We start from the raw sequence: 14879 nt of genomic DNA on the forward strand, positions 1-14879 counted from the left end.
GTGCGTTATGGCGCGGTGAACTGGACGATCGCCGCGCCGGAAAACCGCTCCCGCCTCGTCGCCGCTTTGGCGGCGGCGAGCGTGCAGCTATTGCTGATCTGGCTGCTGGTGACGGGCCTGACGGTGCATATCCCGCGCGTGATCGAGCGGAGCATGGCCGTCTTCGGCGTATTGCCTGAACCACCACCGCCGCCGCCTGAACGCGTCCCCCCGCCGCCACGCCATCACAGCGCCGCAAAGGGCAGCCCTTCGCCGCCGAATCTGCGCTCCCAGGCCACGCCCGTCGCCGCGCCGACCCCGGTGATCCAGATCCCCGTTCCGCCGGTGATGGTAACCGCGCCAAAGCCTTTTGTCGGCGCGCAGGCGACTACTGGCGCCAGCGACGTCGCCGGTCCCGGCACGGGCGCAGGCGGCCAAGGCAACGGCTATGGCGGCGGCGGCGATGGCGACGGCGGCACTGGCCCACGCTGGCGGAGCGGTCGGCTAAAGGATTCCGATTATCCTCCCGATGCGGGTCGCGCCGGCGTCAATGGCACGGTCGCGGTGCGTTATCTGGTCGACGCCACCGGCCATGTCACCGAATGCGATGTCACCCGCACGAGCGGCAGCCGCGCGCTGGACGATACCACCTGTGCCCTGATCCAGAAGCGCTTCCGCTTCTCCCCCGCGCGCGATGGACGCGGAAAGCCGGTGCCGGCGTGGATTGTCGAAAATCATAGCTGGGTGATCGAACGCGATCCGACGCCGCCGGATGAGGAGGAGCGAAAACCGTGAATTCCTCGTCCGGCGGAAAATCGATCGGATCGGCTCGCCGGGACTGAGCGGCAAGCCCTATCGTCTGGTCCCTCGTGGGAGAGGTAGCGACCGGCCGCCGGTCGCCACGCCTGACGGAACGCCTATGCCCGCTCCGCCATCAGATCGCCAATGTCGAGCCCCAGCAGCTCGATATGCTCCCTGATACGAGGCCAGTGGTTCTGCACGAACGAATCCCGCTCAGCGACGCGCAGGCGCTCCCCCGCGCCCGGCAGGACGAACATCCCCACCCCGCGCCGCACCTCGACATAGCCACCGTCCTGAAAGCTCTGATAGGCCTTTGCGACCGTCAGCGGGTTCGCGCCGTGCTCGGCAGCGAGTGCGCGGACTGAGGGAAGCTGGTCGCCCGCACGGAAATCTCCGCGCAGGATACTGGCAGCGATCGTCGCGCGCAGGCGAATATAGACCGGGCTGTCCTCGTTGCTTAACGCTGTCATGCTGCCTTAATACAGCAAGTGAGGCAAAAAGCGAGTCCTAACCCCGCCAGTGGCTGATGACGGCGGCGGGATCGGGGCGCGGCCGCTCTTCCAGCGGCTTGCCCGGCGTACCGATGAAGACGAACCCCGCGATCCGCTCCGGCGCGGTGCCGAAAGCATCGCGCACCTGATCGGAGAAAGCCGCCCAGCCGGTCAGCCAGCCAGCGGCAAAGCCCATGGCGTGCGCGGCGTGAAGCAGGTTCATGCATGCCGCCCCGGCCGAAAGTTCCTGCTCCCAAAGCGGGATGGCGCTCTCCATGCGCGGCGACGAGAGTATCACCACCAGCGCGGGCGCCTGCGCGGCGAACTGCTCCAGCGCATCGATCTCGATCCGTTTCGCCTCGGGCCGCTCGGCGCGATACGCATCGGTGATGACACGCGCGAGCGCAGCGCGCTGGTCCGCCGCGACGATGACGAAGCGCCATGGCGCGAGCTTGCCGTGATCGGGCGTACGCGCGGCGATGACGCACATCTCCTCAAGCTGCGCGCGATCAGGGCCGGGCGCGACGAGAGCACGCGGCTTCCCGGATCGGCGGGTCGCGAGCAGTGAAAGCGGCGTGGAGCGATCGTTGAACATCACCATCGCCTCTAACCACCTCACGCGGATATTTACAGTGCGCGCTTTCCCGCTAGTTTCCGCTGCAACGAAATTTCCAGGGAAGTTAGCGCAAATGGTGGACACCCCGACGGCGGATACGCCGCGCGAGCCGGACATCTCTCATGTCAATCCGGCTGCGGAGGGAACATGGTTCGGCCATCCGAAGCCTTTGTTCTGGCTGTTCGGCACCGAAATGTGGGAGCGTTTCGGCTATTATGGGATGCGGGCGCTGCTGACGCTCTACCTCACCAAGCATTTCGTGCTTGGCGATCGCGCCTCCACGGGCCTCTACGGCGGATATACCGCTCTGGTCTATCTCACCCCACTGGTCGGCGGGCTGCTGGCCGATCAGTATCTCGGCTCGAAGCGCGCGGTGCGCTTCGGCGCGCTGATGATGGCCGTGGGCTATTTCACCCTCGCCTTCGGCGGATCGCCCGCCAAACCGTATCAGATCATCGACGGCCAACGTTACGAGGTGGTCGTGGAGAATTTCCGCGACGCACCGTCCAGCGCTCCTAACGAGTCGCGCCACCTTATCTACGGTGGGCAGAAGCTGACGATGCACGGCAACGATGATGGCAGCCTGTCGCTCAACGCGGCGGATGGCCATGAGGTGCGCCGCGTTCCAGCCGGCAGCTTCACCGAAGCGGCTGACCGGAGCCCGATGGTGATGGTCGTCCTGCTGCTCGCGCTGTCGCTGGTGTCGGTCGGCAACGGCTTCTTCAAACCCAATATATCGACGATGGTCGGCGAGCTCTACACAAAGGGCGATCGCCGCCGCGACGCGGGCTTCACCATCTTCTACATGGGGATCAACACCGGATCGATCCTCGGCCAGTTCCTGTGCGCCGCGTTCGCCGATACGATCGGCTGGCCCGCCGGGCTCGGCCTCGCCGGAGTCGCGATGGTGATTTCGTTCCTCATGATTACCTTCCATGGCGGCCGGCTTGACGCTTATGGCAATCCGCCGAAGCGCGAAGGGCCCGATCGCGCCATCCTGATCTACGCCCTCGCGATCCTCGCGGTGCCGATGTTCTATTTCCTGTTCCAGAATCTGATGACTACCGAGGCGGCCGCGCCCGGCGCTGGCTTCATCGGCTATCTCGCCACGCTGCCGCTGATGGGAAAGTTGCTGTTCGGCACTTTCCTCGTCTCGGTGCCGGCGATCCTCATCTGGTCGTTCGCGAAGGGCAGCCGGAAGGAGGGTGAGATGATGCTCGCCGCGATGGTGCTGATCGTCTTCAACGTGGTGTTCTGGACGCTGTTTGAACAGGCCGGATCGAGCCTCACGCTGTTCGCCGACCGCAACACCGACCGCAGTGTGTTCGGCCTGTTCACGCTTTCGGCCCCGCAGACGCAGAACTTCAACCCCGTCTCGATCGTGCTGCTCGCGCCGGTGATGAGCGCCCTGTGGGGCTGGCTGTCGCGGCGCGGGCGCGAGCCTTCGATCCCGATCAAGTTCGCGATCGCGCTCATGGGCGTCGGCGGCGGTTTTCTGTTCCTCGTATGGGGCGCATCCTTCGCGGGGCCGGATTTCAAGGTCGGCCTGTGGTGGCTCGGCGGGCTTTATGTGATCCATTCGCTCGCCGAACTGTGCATCTCGCCGGTCGGCCTCAGCATGATTACCAAATTGTCGATCGCGCGTGTCGTGGGGTTGATGATGGGCGTGTGGTTCCTTTCGATCTCGGTGGCGCAATATGTCGCGGGCGTGGTGGCGCAGTTCGCCAGCGTGGAAACCGTTGGCGGCCAGGTCACCAACCTCAAGGTCAGCCTGGACACCTACACGCACACGTTCACCACGATCGCACTGATCGCGATCGGACTTGGCATTCTGCTGTTCCTGCTTTCGTGGCCGCTCAAGAAGTGGATGCACGGCGTGCAATAGGCTTCAACAACAGGAGGGATTGATGGACAATGTAGCGGTGGCTGCGGCCGCCTTCGTGGGAAGTCATTTCCTTCTGTCGCACCCGTTGCGCGCCCCGATCGCCGCGCGGATCGGTGAGCGTGGCTTTCTCGGCATCTACAGCGTTGTCGCCTTCGCGACATTGATCTGGCTGGCACTCGCCTATCGCACGGCGCCGACCGGGCCATTGCTGTGGCCGGCGAGCGATGCGATCTGGGTGATCGCGAGCCTGGTGATGCTCGCCGCGAGCGTATTGCTGATGGGCTCGCTGATCCGCAATCCGGCAATGCCCGAGGCAAAGACCGACACCGTGCCAGTCGCGCGCGGCGTATTCGCGATCACGCGCCACCCGATGATGTGGGCATTCGCGTTATGGGGCGTGGTTCACATCCTGGTTTATCCGGAGCGCTCGAACATCATCGTCGCGGTCGCGATCATCACGCTGGCACTTGTCGGTGCCGCGATGCAGGATCGCAAGAAGGAGGCGCTGCAGCCCGAGTTCTGGCGCGAATGGGAACGGCGCACGAGCTATTGGCCGTTTGCCGCCATCGCCTCCGGCCGGGCGAAGCTGGGTGGCCTCGGCACACACGCACTCATCGGTGGCCTTGTCGTCTGGCTTTTTGCGACCTGGGCGCATATTCCGCTTTCGGGATGGCGCGCCGGCATCTGGCACTGGATAAGCTGACACCGGCGGGCATAGCGATTGCGCATGGAAAGCTGGGTTTTTCCATGGTGGTCGCGAAATGATAAACGGGGAGAGAGGGTGTAGATGCTTGGTCTGATGCAGCACGGCGCGCTTACGGTAGATAAGTTCCTCGGTCACGCTGCAGCCTGGCATAGCGCGCGCGAAGTCATATCGCGCGACGCCGCCGGGATCGTGTCCCGCAGCAACTATGGCGAGATCCATGCCCTGGCGAAGCGCGTGTCGAGCGGGCTCGCCCGCGCCGGCATCCGCCCCGGCGATCGCGTCGCGACGATGGGCTGGAACTCCGCCCGCCACTTCGCGGTATGGTATGGCGCGGCGAACATGGGCGCGGTGCTGCACACGCTGAATCCGCGGCTTTTCCTCGAACAGATCGCCTATATCGCCAGTCACGCCGGCGACCGCATTCTTTTCGCCGATCCCGCCTGTGCCGAGCTGGTCGGCCAGTTGCTGCCGCAGGCGCCGACGATCGAGCATGTCATCTTCCTGTGCGGCGCCGCGGCGCTGCCGAAGACCGATTATGCCGCCACCGCGTTTGAGGATTGGGTGGCGGGCGAACCGGCCGAATTCACCTGGGGCGGATTTGACGAGAAGGCGGCCTGCGGGCTTTGCTACACATCGGGCACCACGGGCAATCCGAAGGGCGTGCTCTATAGCCATCGCTCAAACTATCTTCATGCGCTGATGACGCTGCAAACCGATGGGCTGGCGCTGTCCGCGCGTGATTCGGTGCTGATGGTGGTGCCTATGTATCACGCCAACGCGTGGGGCATGGTCTATTCGGCGCCCGCCGCCGGGGCGAAGCTCGTGCTGCCCGGGGCGAGGATGGACGGCGAATCGCTTGTCGATCTGATCGAGCAGGAAGGCGTCACCTTTTCCTCCGCCGTTCCCACGATCTGGCAGGGCGTGCTGCATTATTTGAAAGCCAGCGGCCGCGGGCTGGGGGGCCTGAAGCGTGTCGTGATCGGCGGTTCGGCGGTGCCGGAATCGCTGGTTCGCGGTTTCCGCGACGGCTATGGCGTCGAGGTGATCCAGGGCTGGGGCATGACCGAAACCTCTCCGCTGGCCACCATTTCCACCCCTTCGGCAGCGGTCGCGGCGATGCCGGCTGACGAGCAGGTTCAATATACGATCAAGCAGGGCCGGCTGATGCCCGGACTTGAGCTGAAACTCACCGATGACGAGGGCAATCGCCTGCCTTATGACGGCAGGACGCCGGGCCGCCTGATGATCAAGGGTCCGACGATCGTATCGGGGTATTTCGGTGGCGACGGCGGCGATGTGCTGGACGAGGAAGGCTTTTTCGATACGGGCGACGTCTCGACGATCGACGCGCAGGGCTACATGCAGATCACCGATCGTGCGAAGGACGTGGTGAAATCCGGCGGCGAATGGATCAGCTCGATCGAGATCGAGAATATCGCCACGGGCCACCCCGCCGTCGCGATCGCCGCGGTCATCGGCGTTGCGCATCCGAAATGGGATGAGCGCCCGATCCTGCTGTGCCAGCTCAAGCCGGGCGCCAGCGCGGCGCGCGACGATCTCACCGCTTTCCTCCACGGCAAGATCGCCAGCTGGTGGATGCCCGACGACGTGCTGTTCGTTGACGAGATCCCGCTCGGCGCGACGGGCAAGATCGACAAGAAGCTCCTTCGCCAGCAGATGACCGGCTATACGCTGCCGTTCGAAATCGAGCGATGAGGCGATCGTCTCGGCACCTTGCTCGATAATCGTGAAGTTGCGCCGGCGTCAAAGCGGCCTATCGCCTCCACGATCAGGAACAGGAGCAGATGCCCCATGGGACGTATGATGAAGCGTGGAATGCTGGCCGCTGCCATCTGCCTCGGTGTTCTGCCACCTGCGGCGTGGGCGCAGGATTATTCCGCCCGGGTTACGCGGATTCTGCGCACGACGCCGCTGATCGACGGGCACAACGACTGGCCGGAAGCGCTCGCGGATCGGGAGGGCGAGAAGCGCTGGACCATGGATTTGCGCGATCTTTCGCGGGTCGGGGGCGAGCCTTACGACACCGATATCGTTCGCTTGCGCAAGGGAATGATCGGCGGACAGTTCTGGTCGGTCTATGTCTCCGCCGATCTGCCGGGCAAGGAGCAGGTGGAAAAGACGCTGGAGCAGATCGATCTCGTCAGGTCGATCGTCGCTCGTTACCCGGAGACGTTCGCGCTGGCGCGCACCGCCGCCGACGTGCGCCGTGCCCATGCTTCGGGCAGGATCGCTTCCATGATGGGGGTGGAGGGCGGCGGCCAGATCGACGGCAATCTGTCGATCTTGCGCGCTTATGCCACGCTCGGCGCGGGCTACCTCACGCTCACGCACGCGCGCACGATCGAATGGGCGGATTCGGCCACCGACGATCCGAAGCATAACGGCCTGACCCCGTTCGGCCGGCAGGTGGTGCACGAGCTCAATCGGCTGGGGATGCTGGTGGATCTGTCGCACGTCAGCGAGGCGACGATGCGCGACGCGCTCGCGGAGACAAAGGCGCCGGTGATCTTTTCCCATTCCGGCGCGCGCGCGATCAACGATCATCCCCGCAACGTATCCGACGACGTTCTCCGGCTGGTCGCCGCGAACGGTGGCGTGGTCATGGTCGATTTCGCACCGGGCTATGTTTCGGACAGGAACCGCCGGTGGGCGGCAGATGCGGCTGCCGAGAAGATCCGGCTCAACTCTCCACCCTATCGTGGCCTTTATATCGGCCAGCCGGACAAGGCCGCAGCCGCCTATGCAGCGTGGCTGAAAGAGCATCCAGAACCGATTGTCACCCTGAAAGAGGTCGCCGATCATATCGATCATGTCGCCAGGATCGCGGGCAAGGCGAGCGTCGGTATCGGATCGGATTTCGACGGAGTTGGCCATCCGCTGCCGGATGGCCTTGGCGACGTGTCGGCCTATCCGGCGCTGCTTGCCGAGATGTTGCGCCGCGGATGGTCCGATGCGGAGGTCGCAGGGCTGGCCGGCGAAAATGTGCTGCGCGTAATGGAGCGTACGGAGCAGGTCGCCAAGTCGATGCAATAGCGTCCGTCGCCCGCAACAGATTGGCGATCGCTCGCGCCGGGCCGGAACGCAATCCTTCTGGAGACATTCCCGCCTCTCGCGATATGCTGCGCGCGACAAAAGGGGGCTGATTTGGCGAGACGGCGTGGGTGGAAGCAAGTTGCGCGGATGATCGCGGTTGTCGCGATGGCCAGTGCCGGGCCGGCGGCCGCACGCGACGGCATGGTCGCGTTGACGTTCGACGATCTGCCGGCGCTCACGATCCTGCCCGATCAGGCCTATGTCGACGATCTTAACGCAAACCTGCTGGCTAAGCTGAAACGCCACCATTTTCCCGCGACCGGCTTCGTCAACGAAAGCAAGATCAGCGATCTGACGCCCGACCATCAGATCGAAAACCTCAGGCACTGGCTCGATGCCGGAATGTCGCTCGGCAACCACACCTATTCGCATGGCTCGCCCAATACGCTCGGCGCGGACGGCTATATCGCGGATATAGCGCACGGCGAGCAGGTGACGCGCCCGATGCTGAAAGCGCGAGGACAGAAGCTTCGCTGGTTTCGCCATCCCTATCTCGAAACGGGCTTTCCGGCGGCAGTGCGCAACCGGATCGACGCGTGGCTCGGCACGCACGGCTACCGGATCGCGCCCGTAACCATCGATGCCGAGGATTGGGAATTCGCCGAGCCTTATGACGATGCGATCGCCCGGCGCGATGTCGCGAAACAGGAGCAGATCCGCAAAGCCTATCTCGATTATACCGCGATCCGCATCCGCTGGTCACAGGCCAGCGCACGTGTGTTGTTCGGGCGCGATATCGCGCATGTCATGCTGCTGCACTGCACGCGCCTGAACGCGGACACGCTGGACGAACTTGCCGGTCTGCTTCGCCAGGCGCATCTGCGCCCGGTCACGCTGGATCGGGCGATGCGCGATCCTGCCTATCGCACCCGCGACACCTATGCCGAGAAGGACGGCATCACCTGGCTCGAACGCTGGGCGCTGACGATGCACAAGACGCTGCCCGAAGCGGGCGACGAGGATCCTCCCGCGCAAATCCAGGCGGAATATGATCGCGTCGACAACGATCGGGTTTCGCATCCCGATCAGTGATTGCCCGTGCCATGCCACGTCGGGCGTTGCCGTCCGCGCACGTTCACCATCGCCCCGGGGCAACGAGCGCTACTGCGCCGAAGCGGGACGATCCTGACGGACAGGCGTGATGGCGTCCGCAACATGATTGCGCGCGATCCGGTGCTCGCCCGTTCCGCCCTGACAACGCCCCGCCCCATGCGGGCGGGTTCGTCATCTGGCGCCGGGCGGGCGTATGTGCGGACCGACGCACACTGGCGCGTTGCCACGACCGCGCCTCGCCCCTAGAGCCGGCGACAAATCCGGCATCAACGCCGCACAGGGAGGGGATGGCATGGGCATCGGCATCGAAAAGGCGCTGGAGATCGCCGACCGCGTGGAAGCGTTCGTGCGCGACGTCGTCGTTCCCTATGAGCGCGACACGCGCCGCGACCATCATGACGCGCCGACCGACGAGCTGGTCATGGAAATGCGCGAGAAGGCGCGCGCGGCGGGCGTGCTGACGCCGCACATCCTGCCGGACGGCAGCCATCTCTCGCAGCGCGAAACGGCGATCGTGCTGGAGCGCACCGGCCTTTCCCCGCTCGGCCCGCTCGCCTGCAACACCGGGGCGCCCGACGAGGGCAATATGTATCTGCTCGGCAAGGTCGGCAGCCCGGAGATCAAGGAGCGCTTCCTGACTCCGCTGGTCGAGGGTCGCGCACGGTCCGCCTTCTTCATGACCGAACCGGCGGCGGAGGGCGGCGCAGGTTCCGACCCGTCGATGATGCAGACCACGTGCCGGCCGGACGGCAACCATTGGGTCATCAACGGGCGCAAGGCTTTCATCACCGGGGCGCATGGCGCGAAGGTCGGTATCGTCATGGCGAAGGCCGAGGAGGGAGCCTGCATGTTCCTCGTCGATCTGCCGGACCCGGCGATCAGAATCGAGCGCGTACCGAACACGATCGACAGCTCGATGCCGGGCGGCCATGCGACGATCCTGATCGACAATCTTCGCGTGCCGGCGGACCAGATGCTTGGCCATGCGGGCGACGGCTTCAAATACGCACAGATCCGCCTTTCGCCCGCGCGGCTGTCGCACTGCATGCGCTGGTATGGCGCCTGCGTGCGCGCCAACGAGATCGCGACCGACTATGCGAACCGTCGGCACGCGTTCGGCAAGCCGCTGATCGATCACGAGGGCGTCGGCTTCATGCTCGCGGACAACATGATCGACCTGAAACAGGCCGAGCTGATGATAGACTGGTGTGCCGGCGTGCTGGACACCGGCGCGCTCGGCACGGCGGAAAGCTCGATCGCCAAGGTCGCGGTGTCGGAGGCGCTGATGCGGATCGCGGATCGCTGCGTACAGGTCATGGGCGGCAGCGGCGTCACCAGCGACACGATCGTCGAGCAGGTGTTCCGCGAGGTTCGCGCATTCCGCATCTATGACGGCCCCACCGAGGTTCACAAATGGAGCCTCGCGAAAAAGGTGAAGCGGGACTGGAAGGCGGCGCAGGCGAGCTGAGCGCCGCGCCGCTTCAGATCAGTTGCAGATCGCGCGGCTTGGCCCCGGGGAACAGGCCTGCCAGCCGGTCCGCGCCAAGCCCGTATTGCCGCGCGACCAGCCCGCCGATCAGCGCGCGATAGTCGTTCAGCACCGGCAGGTCGCGCCCCTGGTTGAGCGTCGCCTGAGACAGCGCGACCTGTTCGCCCGCCAGCCTGCCGCCGGATACGCCGCCACCGAGCACCCAATAGATGCTGCCGTGGCCGTGATCGGTGCCGCGATTGCCGTTCTCGCGGAAGGTGCGGCCGAATTCTGACACCACCACCACCGTGGTGCTGCGCCATTTCTCCGGGCCGATCGCCTGCGCGAACGCGGCCAGCCCGCGCCCCAGCTCGCCGATACGATCGGCGAGATAGCCGGTCGCGCCGCCCTGGTTGACGTGCGTATCCCATCCGCCGACATCGACGAAGGCAAGGTTGAACTGATCGCGCATCAGCGTGCCGATGCGGCTCGCGGACAGCGCGAAACCCTTGGCGCTTACCGCGCCGCGGCTCGCCGCCTTCATCTCGTCATCCAGCGTGCGATAGACTGTATCGCGCACCTCGAACCCTTCCGCCACCGATCGCGACAAGGCCGGCTGCTGCGCGTACATCCCCTCGATCAGCTTCGCCTGGCGCTGGTCGATCGGCTTGCCGACATTGGCGAGTGCCAGGTTCGGCACCGGCGACGCGCCGCCCCGGAAGCACAGCGGCAGTTGATCGGTGAAGGCGATCGGCTTGTCCCCGCGCCCCAATATCGCCGCCAGCCGCGCCATGAAGCCGGAGCCATAATCGCGATGGCCGCCGATCGGCTGGCCCAGTTCGATCGTATCCTGCGTCTCGAAATGGCTGCGGCTCATGTCGTCGGTGCCGGCGAAGGGAACGAACGCGATCTGGCGCTGCTGCCACAGCGGCAGGATGCTGTCCTTCAGCGCGGGATGCAGGCTCCAGCTCGCATCGAGCGGCAACGGTGCTTTGGGATCGTTGGGATCGGGCTTGCCGAGCGCGATCGTCGGGCGCGCCTCGCGATAGAAATCGCTCCCGCTCGGCACGACGATATTGGTCGCGTCATAGGCGCCGCGCAGGAAGACGACGAGCAGCCTGCTCCCGGCCTGCGGCGCGGCGAAGGCGCGGCCCGCCACCACAAGCGGCGCGAACGCGGCGGCGCCGACCAGAAGGTCGCGGCGGTGAAGATGCGGCATCATGGCAAGCTCCGTTATCGGTGCATGAATTCGGGGGAGGACAGGAACAGCGCGTTCCACTCCTGCGGCGATCCGGCCTGCGACAGCGCGGCGCGCGTCGGCGCGGCCAGCATATCCTGCAAACCGTTGAAATAGAGCGCGTTCTGCAATTGCGGAAACGCGGGCAGTTCCGCATTGGCATCCGGCGCGCGAAACAGGCCATACGCGCCGCCGCCGACCTGCTTGGCGATATCGAACCGCGTCGCCATCTGGCCCGGGCCGGACCACGCCGCCGACTTCATGTCATAGCCGTCCGGCGTCTCGTGGTTGTAGAGCCCCTGCCCCATGCGATTGAGCCAGTTGTTGATCGGCTGCGCGTTCAGGATCACGCGATCGCCATAAGTCAGCCGCACCGCCGACAGCGCGAAATGCATCGGATCCTTGAACGTTTTGCCGAGCGAGGCGGCGAATTCCGGCGCGCGGATCATCGTGCGCATCACCTGGGCGATATCGCCGTGCGAGCGCTGGAACGTCTGCGCCATGCGGTCGATCACCCCCGGCGGCGGCGCATCGCCCATGAAATAGGTCGCGATCTGCGTTGAGACATGGCGCGCGGTGGCTGGCGCGGCGGCGATCAGATCGAGCGCCTGCTCGACCTCGTCGAATCCCGATCCGCGAATCGTGTGGCCAAGGAAGTGCTTCTCGCCGAAATCATGGCGTGCCGGATTGAACTCGAACAGGCCGGCGCGGAGATAGAGCGGCTGGAGCTGTGGGCGCAGCCGGGGCGCATCGTGATTCACATTCACCCCCACCCCGGTGAGGATCCGCGCCAGTTCCTGCACGTCCTGCTGGGTATAGCCGGAGCCGACCCCGAGCGTGTGAAGCTCCATGATCTCGCGCGCGTAATTCTCGTTGATCTTGCCGGCGGCGTTCTGGTCGTTATCCAGATAGCGCAGCATTGCCGGGTGCCGCAGCGTCGCTTCCAGCAGATCGCGGAAGCGGCCAAGCGCGTGTTCGCGGATCGTATCCTCGTAATCGCCGATCATCGCGCGGATGTCGCGCTTCTGCGCATGGACGTTGAAATGGTTGAACCAGAACCACGTCATCTGCTCGCGCACCTGATCGGGCGCGTAGAGATCGCGAAGGATCGAGCGTGTGCGCGCCTCGTTGGCAAGGTCGCCCATGCTTTTCTGATAGGCTTCCTTGGCGGCCTTGCTCTGATCCGGGTTGGTGAGCGCATTGGCATCGCGCTGCATCGCCTGCTGCTCGACGACGATCTGCGCGACCGGCATGCGGCTGATCCGCATCTGCGCGAGCTGCGCGGCGGCCTGCGGCGGGAGCGCGGCGGGGGGCATGGCGAGTTGCGCATCCAGCCAGCGATCACTGCCCGGCCCGTCCGCGGCGCTGAGATCGGCGGCCGTCGCGCCCCACGTCAGCCGGTTCGCCCAGGCGATCCGGGCAGCGGGCGCAGGCGCTGCCGCAGCCGGCATCGCCGATCCCAGCAAGGCCGCCATCATGGTCAGCCGCGTCGCGCCCCGTTGTATCATCCTGCCTGCCATCCCAGCCGCGCCTCCGTATCGACGATCGACCACGGCATGGGCCTGCGTGGCTGAACCTATACTGTCGCTCGCATGAACAAACCGTCATGTGTCAGTAATTTACGCCCACGCGCGGGATTGACGCCCCGCCCCCGCCGGGTGTTAGCTGCCGCGATGTTCACCGATCGTCGCCATTTCCTCGCCGGCACCGCAGCCTCGGGTCTGCTCGCCGCCGCCCCGCTCCGCGCCGCGCCCGCCTCCACGCCGCTCACGGCGCTGTTCGATCAGCTCGTGCAGGAGCAGCTTCGCCGCAGCCCGGAAAGCGCGACGCAGCTCGGGCTGGACACCGGGGCGAACGCCGATCTGCGCGCGAAGCTTTCCGATCAGTCAGCGGCCGGCATCGCGCAGGCGCGCGCGCTTGCGAAGGCGCAACTGAAGCGGCTCGAGGCGATCGACCGCACCGCGCTCGGCCCGGAGCAACGGATCGATCTCGACTGTATCCTTTACACGCGGCGCTCGGCAGTGGCGGTGCAGGCGTTCGATTTCGGCGGCTCGTCCTACGGCCCCAGCCCCTATGTCGTATCGCAACTTTCGGGCGTGTATCAATCGGTGCCCGATTTCCTCGATACCAAGCACAAGATCGAAAGCGCGGGCGATGCCGACGCCTATCTCCAGCGGCTCCAGGCATTCGGCCGCGAGATCGACAACCAGACGGAACGGATGCGCCACGATACCGGCATCGGAGTCGTCCCGCCCGATTTCATCCTGGATCTGGCGATCGGGCAGATGGGCAAGACAGCCGTGCCGGCGAAGGACGCGCTGGTCGTACAGTCGATCGCGCGCCGCGCCGCCGCCAGGGGGCTGGGCGACAGCTACGCCGGGAACGCCACGCGTATCTATGACGCCAGCGTGCTCCCGGCGCTGAACCGGCAGCTCGCCGTGCTGCGCGATCTGCGCACGCGCGCGACGCACGACGCCGGCGTGTGGAAACTGCCGCAGGGCTCCGCCTTCTACCCTGTGGCGCTGAAGGCGACGACGACGGCGAGCATGTCGCCGGAGGAAGTGCACAAGTTCGGGCTGGATCAGGCCGCGATGATCTCCGCGCGGCTTGACGCGGAACTGAAGAAGCAGGGCTATACCAGGGGCGGTGTCGGCGAGCGGGTCGCCGCGCTCTATCGCAATGCGGATCAGCTTTACCCCGATACAGATGCGGGCAAGAAGGATGCGATCGCTTATTGCAACGATCGGCTCGCCGCGATCAGGGCGCGTTTGCCCGAGGTGTTCGAGCGTATCCCGCCCTACAGCTTCGAGGTGCGCCGTGTGCCGGTGCAGACCGAGGCCGGTGCGGCGGCCGCATTCAGCCAGTCGCCCGCGATCGACGGATCGCGCCCCGGCCTCGTCTATTTCAACCTCAAGGATTCGGCGGACTGGCCGAAGTTCTGCCTCGCGACGACCGTTTATCATGAGGGGCTGCCGGGGCATCAGCTCGAAGGCGTGCTCGCGCTGTCGAACAAGGATCTGCCGCTGATCCGCAAGATCAACGGCTTCTCCGGATATGGCGAGGGCTGGGCACTGTATTCGGAGCAGCTTGCCGACGAAATCGGCATGTATGATGACGATCCGCTCGGGCGCATCGGCTATCTCAAGTTCATGCTGTTCCGCGCCAATCGCTGCGTGGTGGATACCGGCATCCATCACCTGCGCTGGTCGCGCGAACAGGGCATTCAGCGGTTCGTGGAGCAGGAGGGCGAGACGCAGGGCTTCGCGGCGCGCGAGGTGGAGCGTTATTGCGTCAACCCCGGCCAGGCGGCGAGCTACAAGATCGGCCATTCGGTGTTCACCGACGTGCGCGAACGGGCGAAGGCGAAAGCCGGCGCGCGGTTCGATCTCAAGGGGTATCACAGCGCGGTGCTGCGATACGGTCGGGTGCCGCTGGATGTGTTGCGCCAGATCGGGGACGGCTGGATCGCGACGCTCTGACAAGGTTTGACTGATCCGCTTCCGCCGTGCGGCGGGAGTGGGCATGGGGC

The 14879-nt window shown here is 65.5% G+C and carries 12 protein-coding genes; 8 read left to right on the top strand and 4 right to left on the bottom strand.

Annotated features, from left to right (window positions below):
* Positions 1-15: 15 nt before the first annotated feature.
* A complete protein-coding gene (locus tag FFS35_RS09210; protein WP_249341544.1) occupies positions 16-774 on the top strand; it encodes an energy transducer TonB in 759 nt (252 codons plus the stop codon).
* 122 nt (positions 775-896) lie between these two features.
* Here FFS35_RS09210 and FFS35_RS09215 read toward each other — a convergent pair whose 3' ends face one another.
* Together FFS35_RS09215 and FFS35_RS09220 are read right to left on the bottom strand one after the other, a co-directional pair.
* Complete coding sequence (locus tag FFS35_RS09215) at positions 897-1250, bottom strand: GntR family transcriptional regulator (protein ID WP_137786793.1); 354 nt, start codon at positions 1248-1250, stop codon at positions 897-899.
* A gap of 37 nt (positions 1251-1287) precedes the next feature.
* On the bottom strand, positions 1288-1866 hold the full coding sequence (locus FFS35_RS09220; RefSeq protein ID WP_137786794.1) for a nitroreductase: 579 nt from the start codon (positions 1864-1866) through the stop codon (positions 1288-1290).
* A 94-nt stretch (positions 1867-1960) separates the two neighbouring features.
* Between FFS35_RS09220 and FFS35_RS09225 the strand changes: the two genes are divergently transcribed.
* The 6 genes from FFS35_RS09225 to FFS35_RS09250 all read left to right on the top strand — a co-directional run bounded on the left by FFS35_RS09225 (position 1961) and on the right by FFS35_RS09250 (position 10113).
* Positions 1961-3772 carry a peptide MFS transporter gene (locus tag FFS35_RS09225; protein WP_137786795.1) on the top strand — a complete coding sequence of 604 codons (1812 nt, stop codon included), beginning with the start codon at positions 1961-1963 and terminating at the stop codon, positions 3770-3772.
* Between the two features lie 22 nt (positions 3773-3794).
* On the top strand, positions 3795-4475 hold the full coding sequence (locus FFS35_RS09230) for an NnrU family protein (RefSeq protein WP_137786796.1): 681 nt from the start codon (positions 3795-3797) through the stop codon (positions 4473-4475).
* An 84-nt stretch (positions 4476-4559) separates the two neighbouring features.
* Complete coding sequence (locus FFS35_RS09235) at positions 4560-6194, top strand: long-chain-fatty-acid--CoA ligase (protein ID WP_137786797.1); 1635 nt, start codon at positions 4560-4562, stop codon at positions 6192-6194.
* A gap of 120 nt (positions 6195-6314) precedes the next feature.
* Positions 6315-7532 (top strand): dipeptidase, encoded by a 1218-nt coding sequence (locus tag FFS35_RS09240; protein WP_249341552.1) that lies wholly within the window; start codon positions 6315-6317, stop codon positions 7530-7532.
* A 147-nt stretch (positions 7533-7679) separates the two neighbouring features.
* Positions 7680-8624 (top strand): polysaccharide deacetylase family protein, encoded by a 945-nt coding sequence (locus FFS35_RS09245; RefSeq protein ID WP_137786799.1) that lies wholly within the window; start codon positions 7680-7682, stop codon positions 8622-8624.
* Between the two features lie 313 nt (positions 8625-8937).
* A complete protein-coding gene (locus tag FFS35_RS09250) occupies positions 8938-10113 on the top strand; it encodes an acyl-CoA dehydrogenase family protein (RefSeq protein WP_137786800.1) in 1176 nt (391 codons plus the stop codon).
* A 13-nt stretch (positions 10114-10126) separates the two neighbouring features.
* Here the strand turns inward: FFS35_RS09250 and FFS35_RS09255 are convergent, their stop codons facing one another.
* Both FFS35_RS09255 and FFS35_RS09260 read right to left on the bottom strand, forming a co-directional pair.
* Positions 10127-11335 (bottom strand): DUF1501 domain-containing protein, encoded by a 1209-nt coding sequence (locus tag FFS35_RS09255; RefSeq protein WP_137786801.1) that lies wholly within the window; start codon positions 11333-11335, stop codon positions 10127-10129.
* An 11-nt stretch (positions 11336-11346) separates the two neighbouring features.
* Complete coding sequence (locus tag FFS35_RS09260) at positions 11347-12858, bottom strand: DUF1800 domain-containing protein (RefSeq protein ID WP_137786802.1); 1512 nt, start codon at positions 12856-12858, stop codon at positions 11347-11349.
* A gap of 165 nt (positions 12859-13023) precedes the next feature.
* On the opposite strand from FFS35_RS09260, the gene FFS35_RS09265 reads away from it, so the two are divergent.
* Positions 13024-14829, top strand: coding sequence for a DUF885 family protein (locus FFS35_RS09265; protein ID WP_137786803.1), 1806 nt, complete (start codon positions 13024-13026; stop codon positions 14827-14829).
* Positions 14830-14879: the final 50 nt, after the last annotated feature.

Source organism: Sphingomonas sp. 3P27F8 (assembly GCF_005502745.1).
Classification (GTDB): domain Bacteria; phylum Pseudomonadota; class Alphaproteobacteria; order Sphingomonadales; family Sphingomonadaceae; genus Sphingomonas.

Excerpts from the sequence above, each read along its gene's own strand:
- FFS35_RS09215 (WP_137786793.1), bottom strand. The coding sequence starts at position 1,250 with ATGACAGCGTTAAGCAACGAGGACAGCCCGGTCTATATTCGCCTGCGC.
- FFS35_RS09220 (WP_137786794.1), bottom strand. The coding sequence starts at position 1,866 with ATGTTCAACGATCGCTCCACGCCGCTTTCACTGCTCGCGACCCGCCGA.
- FFS35_RS09225 (WP_137786795.1), top strand. The coding sequence starts at position 1,961 with ATGGTGGACACCCCGACGGCGGATACGCCGCGCGAGCCGGACATCTCT.
- FFS35_RS09230 (WP_137786796.1), top strand. The coding sequence starts at position 3,795 with ATGGACAATGTAGCGGTGGCTGCGGCCGCCTTCGTGGGAAGTCATTTC.
- FFS35_RS09235 (WP_137786797.1), top strand. The coding sequence starts at position 4,560 with ATGCTTGGTCTGATGCAGCACGGCGCGCTTACGGTAGATAAGTTCCTC.
- FFS35_RS09240 (WP_249341552.1), top strand. The coding sequence starts at position 6,315 with ATGCTGGCCGCTGCCATCTGCCTCGGTGTTCTGCCACCTGCGGCGTGG.
- FFS35_RS09245 (WP_137786799.1), top strand. The coding sequence starts at position 7,680 with ATGATCGCGGTTGTCGCGATGGCCAGTGCCGGGCCGGCGGCCGCACGC.
- FFS35_RS09250 (WP_137786800.1), top strand. The coding sequence starts at position 8,938 with ATGGGCATCGGCATCGAAAAGGCGCTGGAGATCGCCGACCGCGTGGAA.
- FFS35_RS09255 (WP_137786801.1), bottom strand. The coding sequence starts at position 11,335 with ATGATGCCGCATCTTCACCGCCGCGACCTTCTGGTCGGCGCCGCCGCG.
- FFS35_RS09260 (WP_137786802.1), bottom strand. The coding sequence starts at position 12,858 with ATGATACAACGGGGCGCGACGCGGCTGACCATGATGGCGGCCTTGCTG.
- FFS35_RS09265 (WP_137786803.1), top strand. The coding sequence starts at position 13,024 with ATGTTCACCGATCGTCGCCATTTCCTCGCCGGCACCGCAGCCTCGGGT.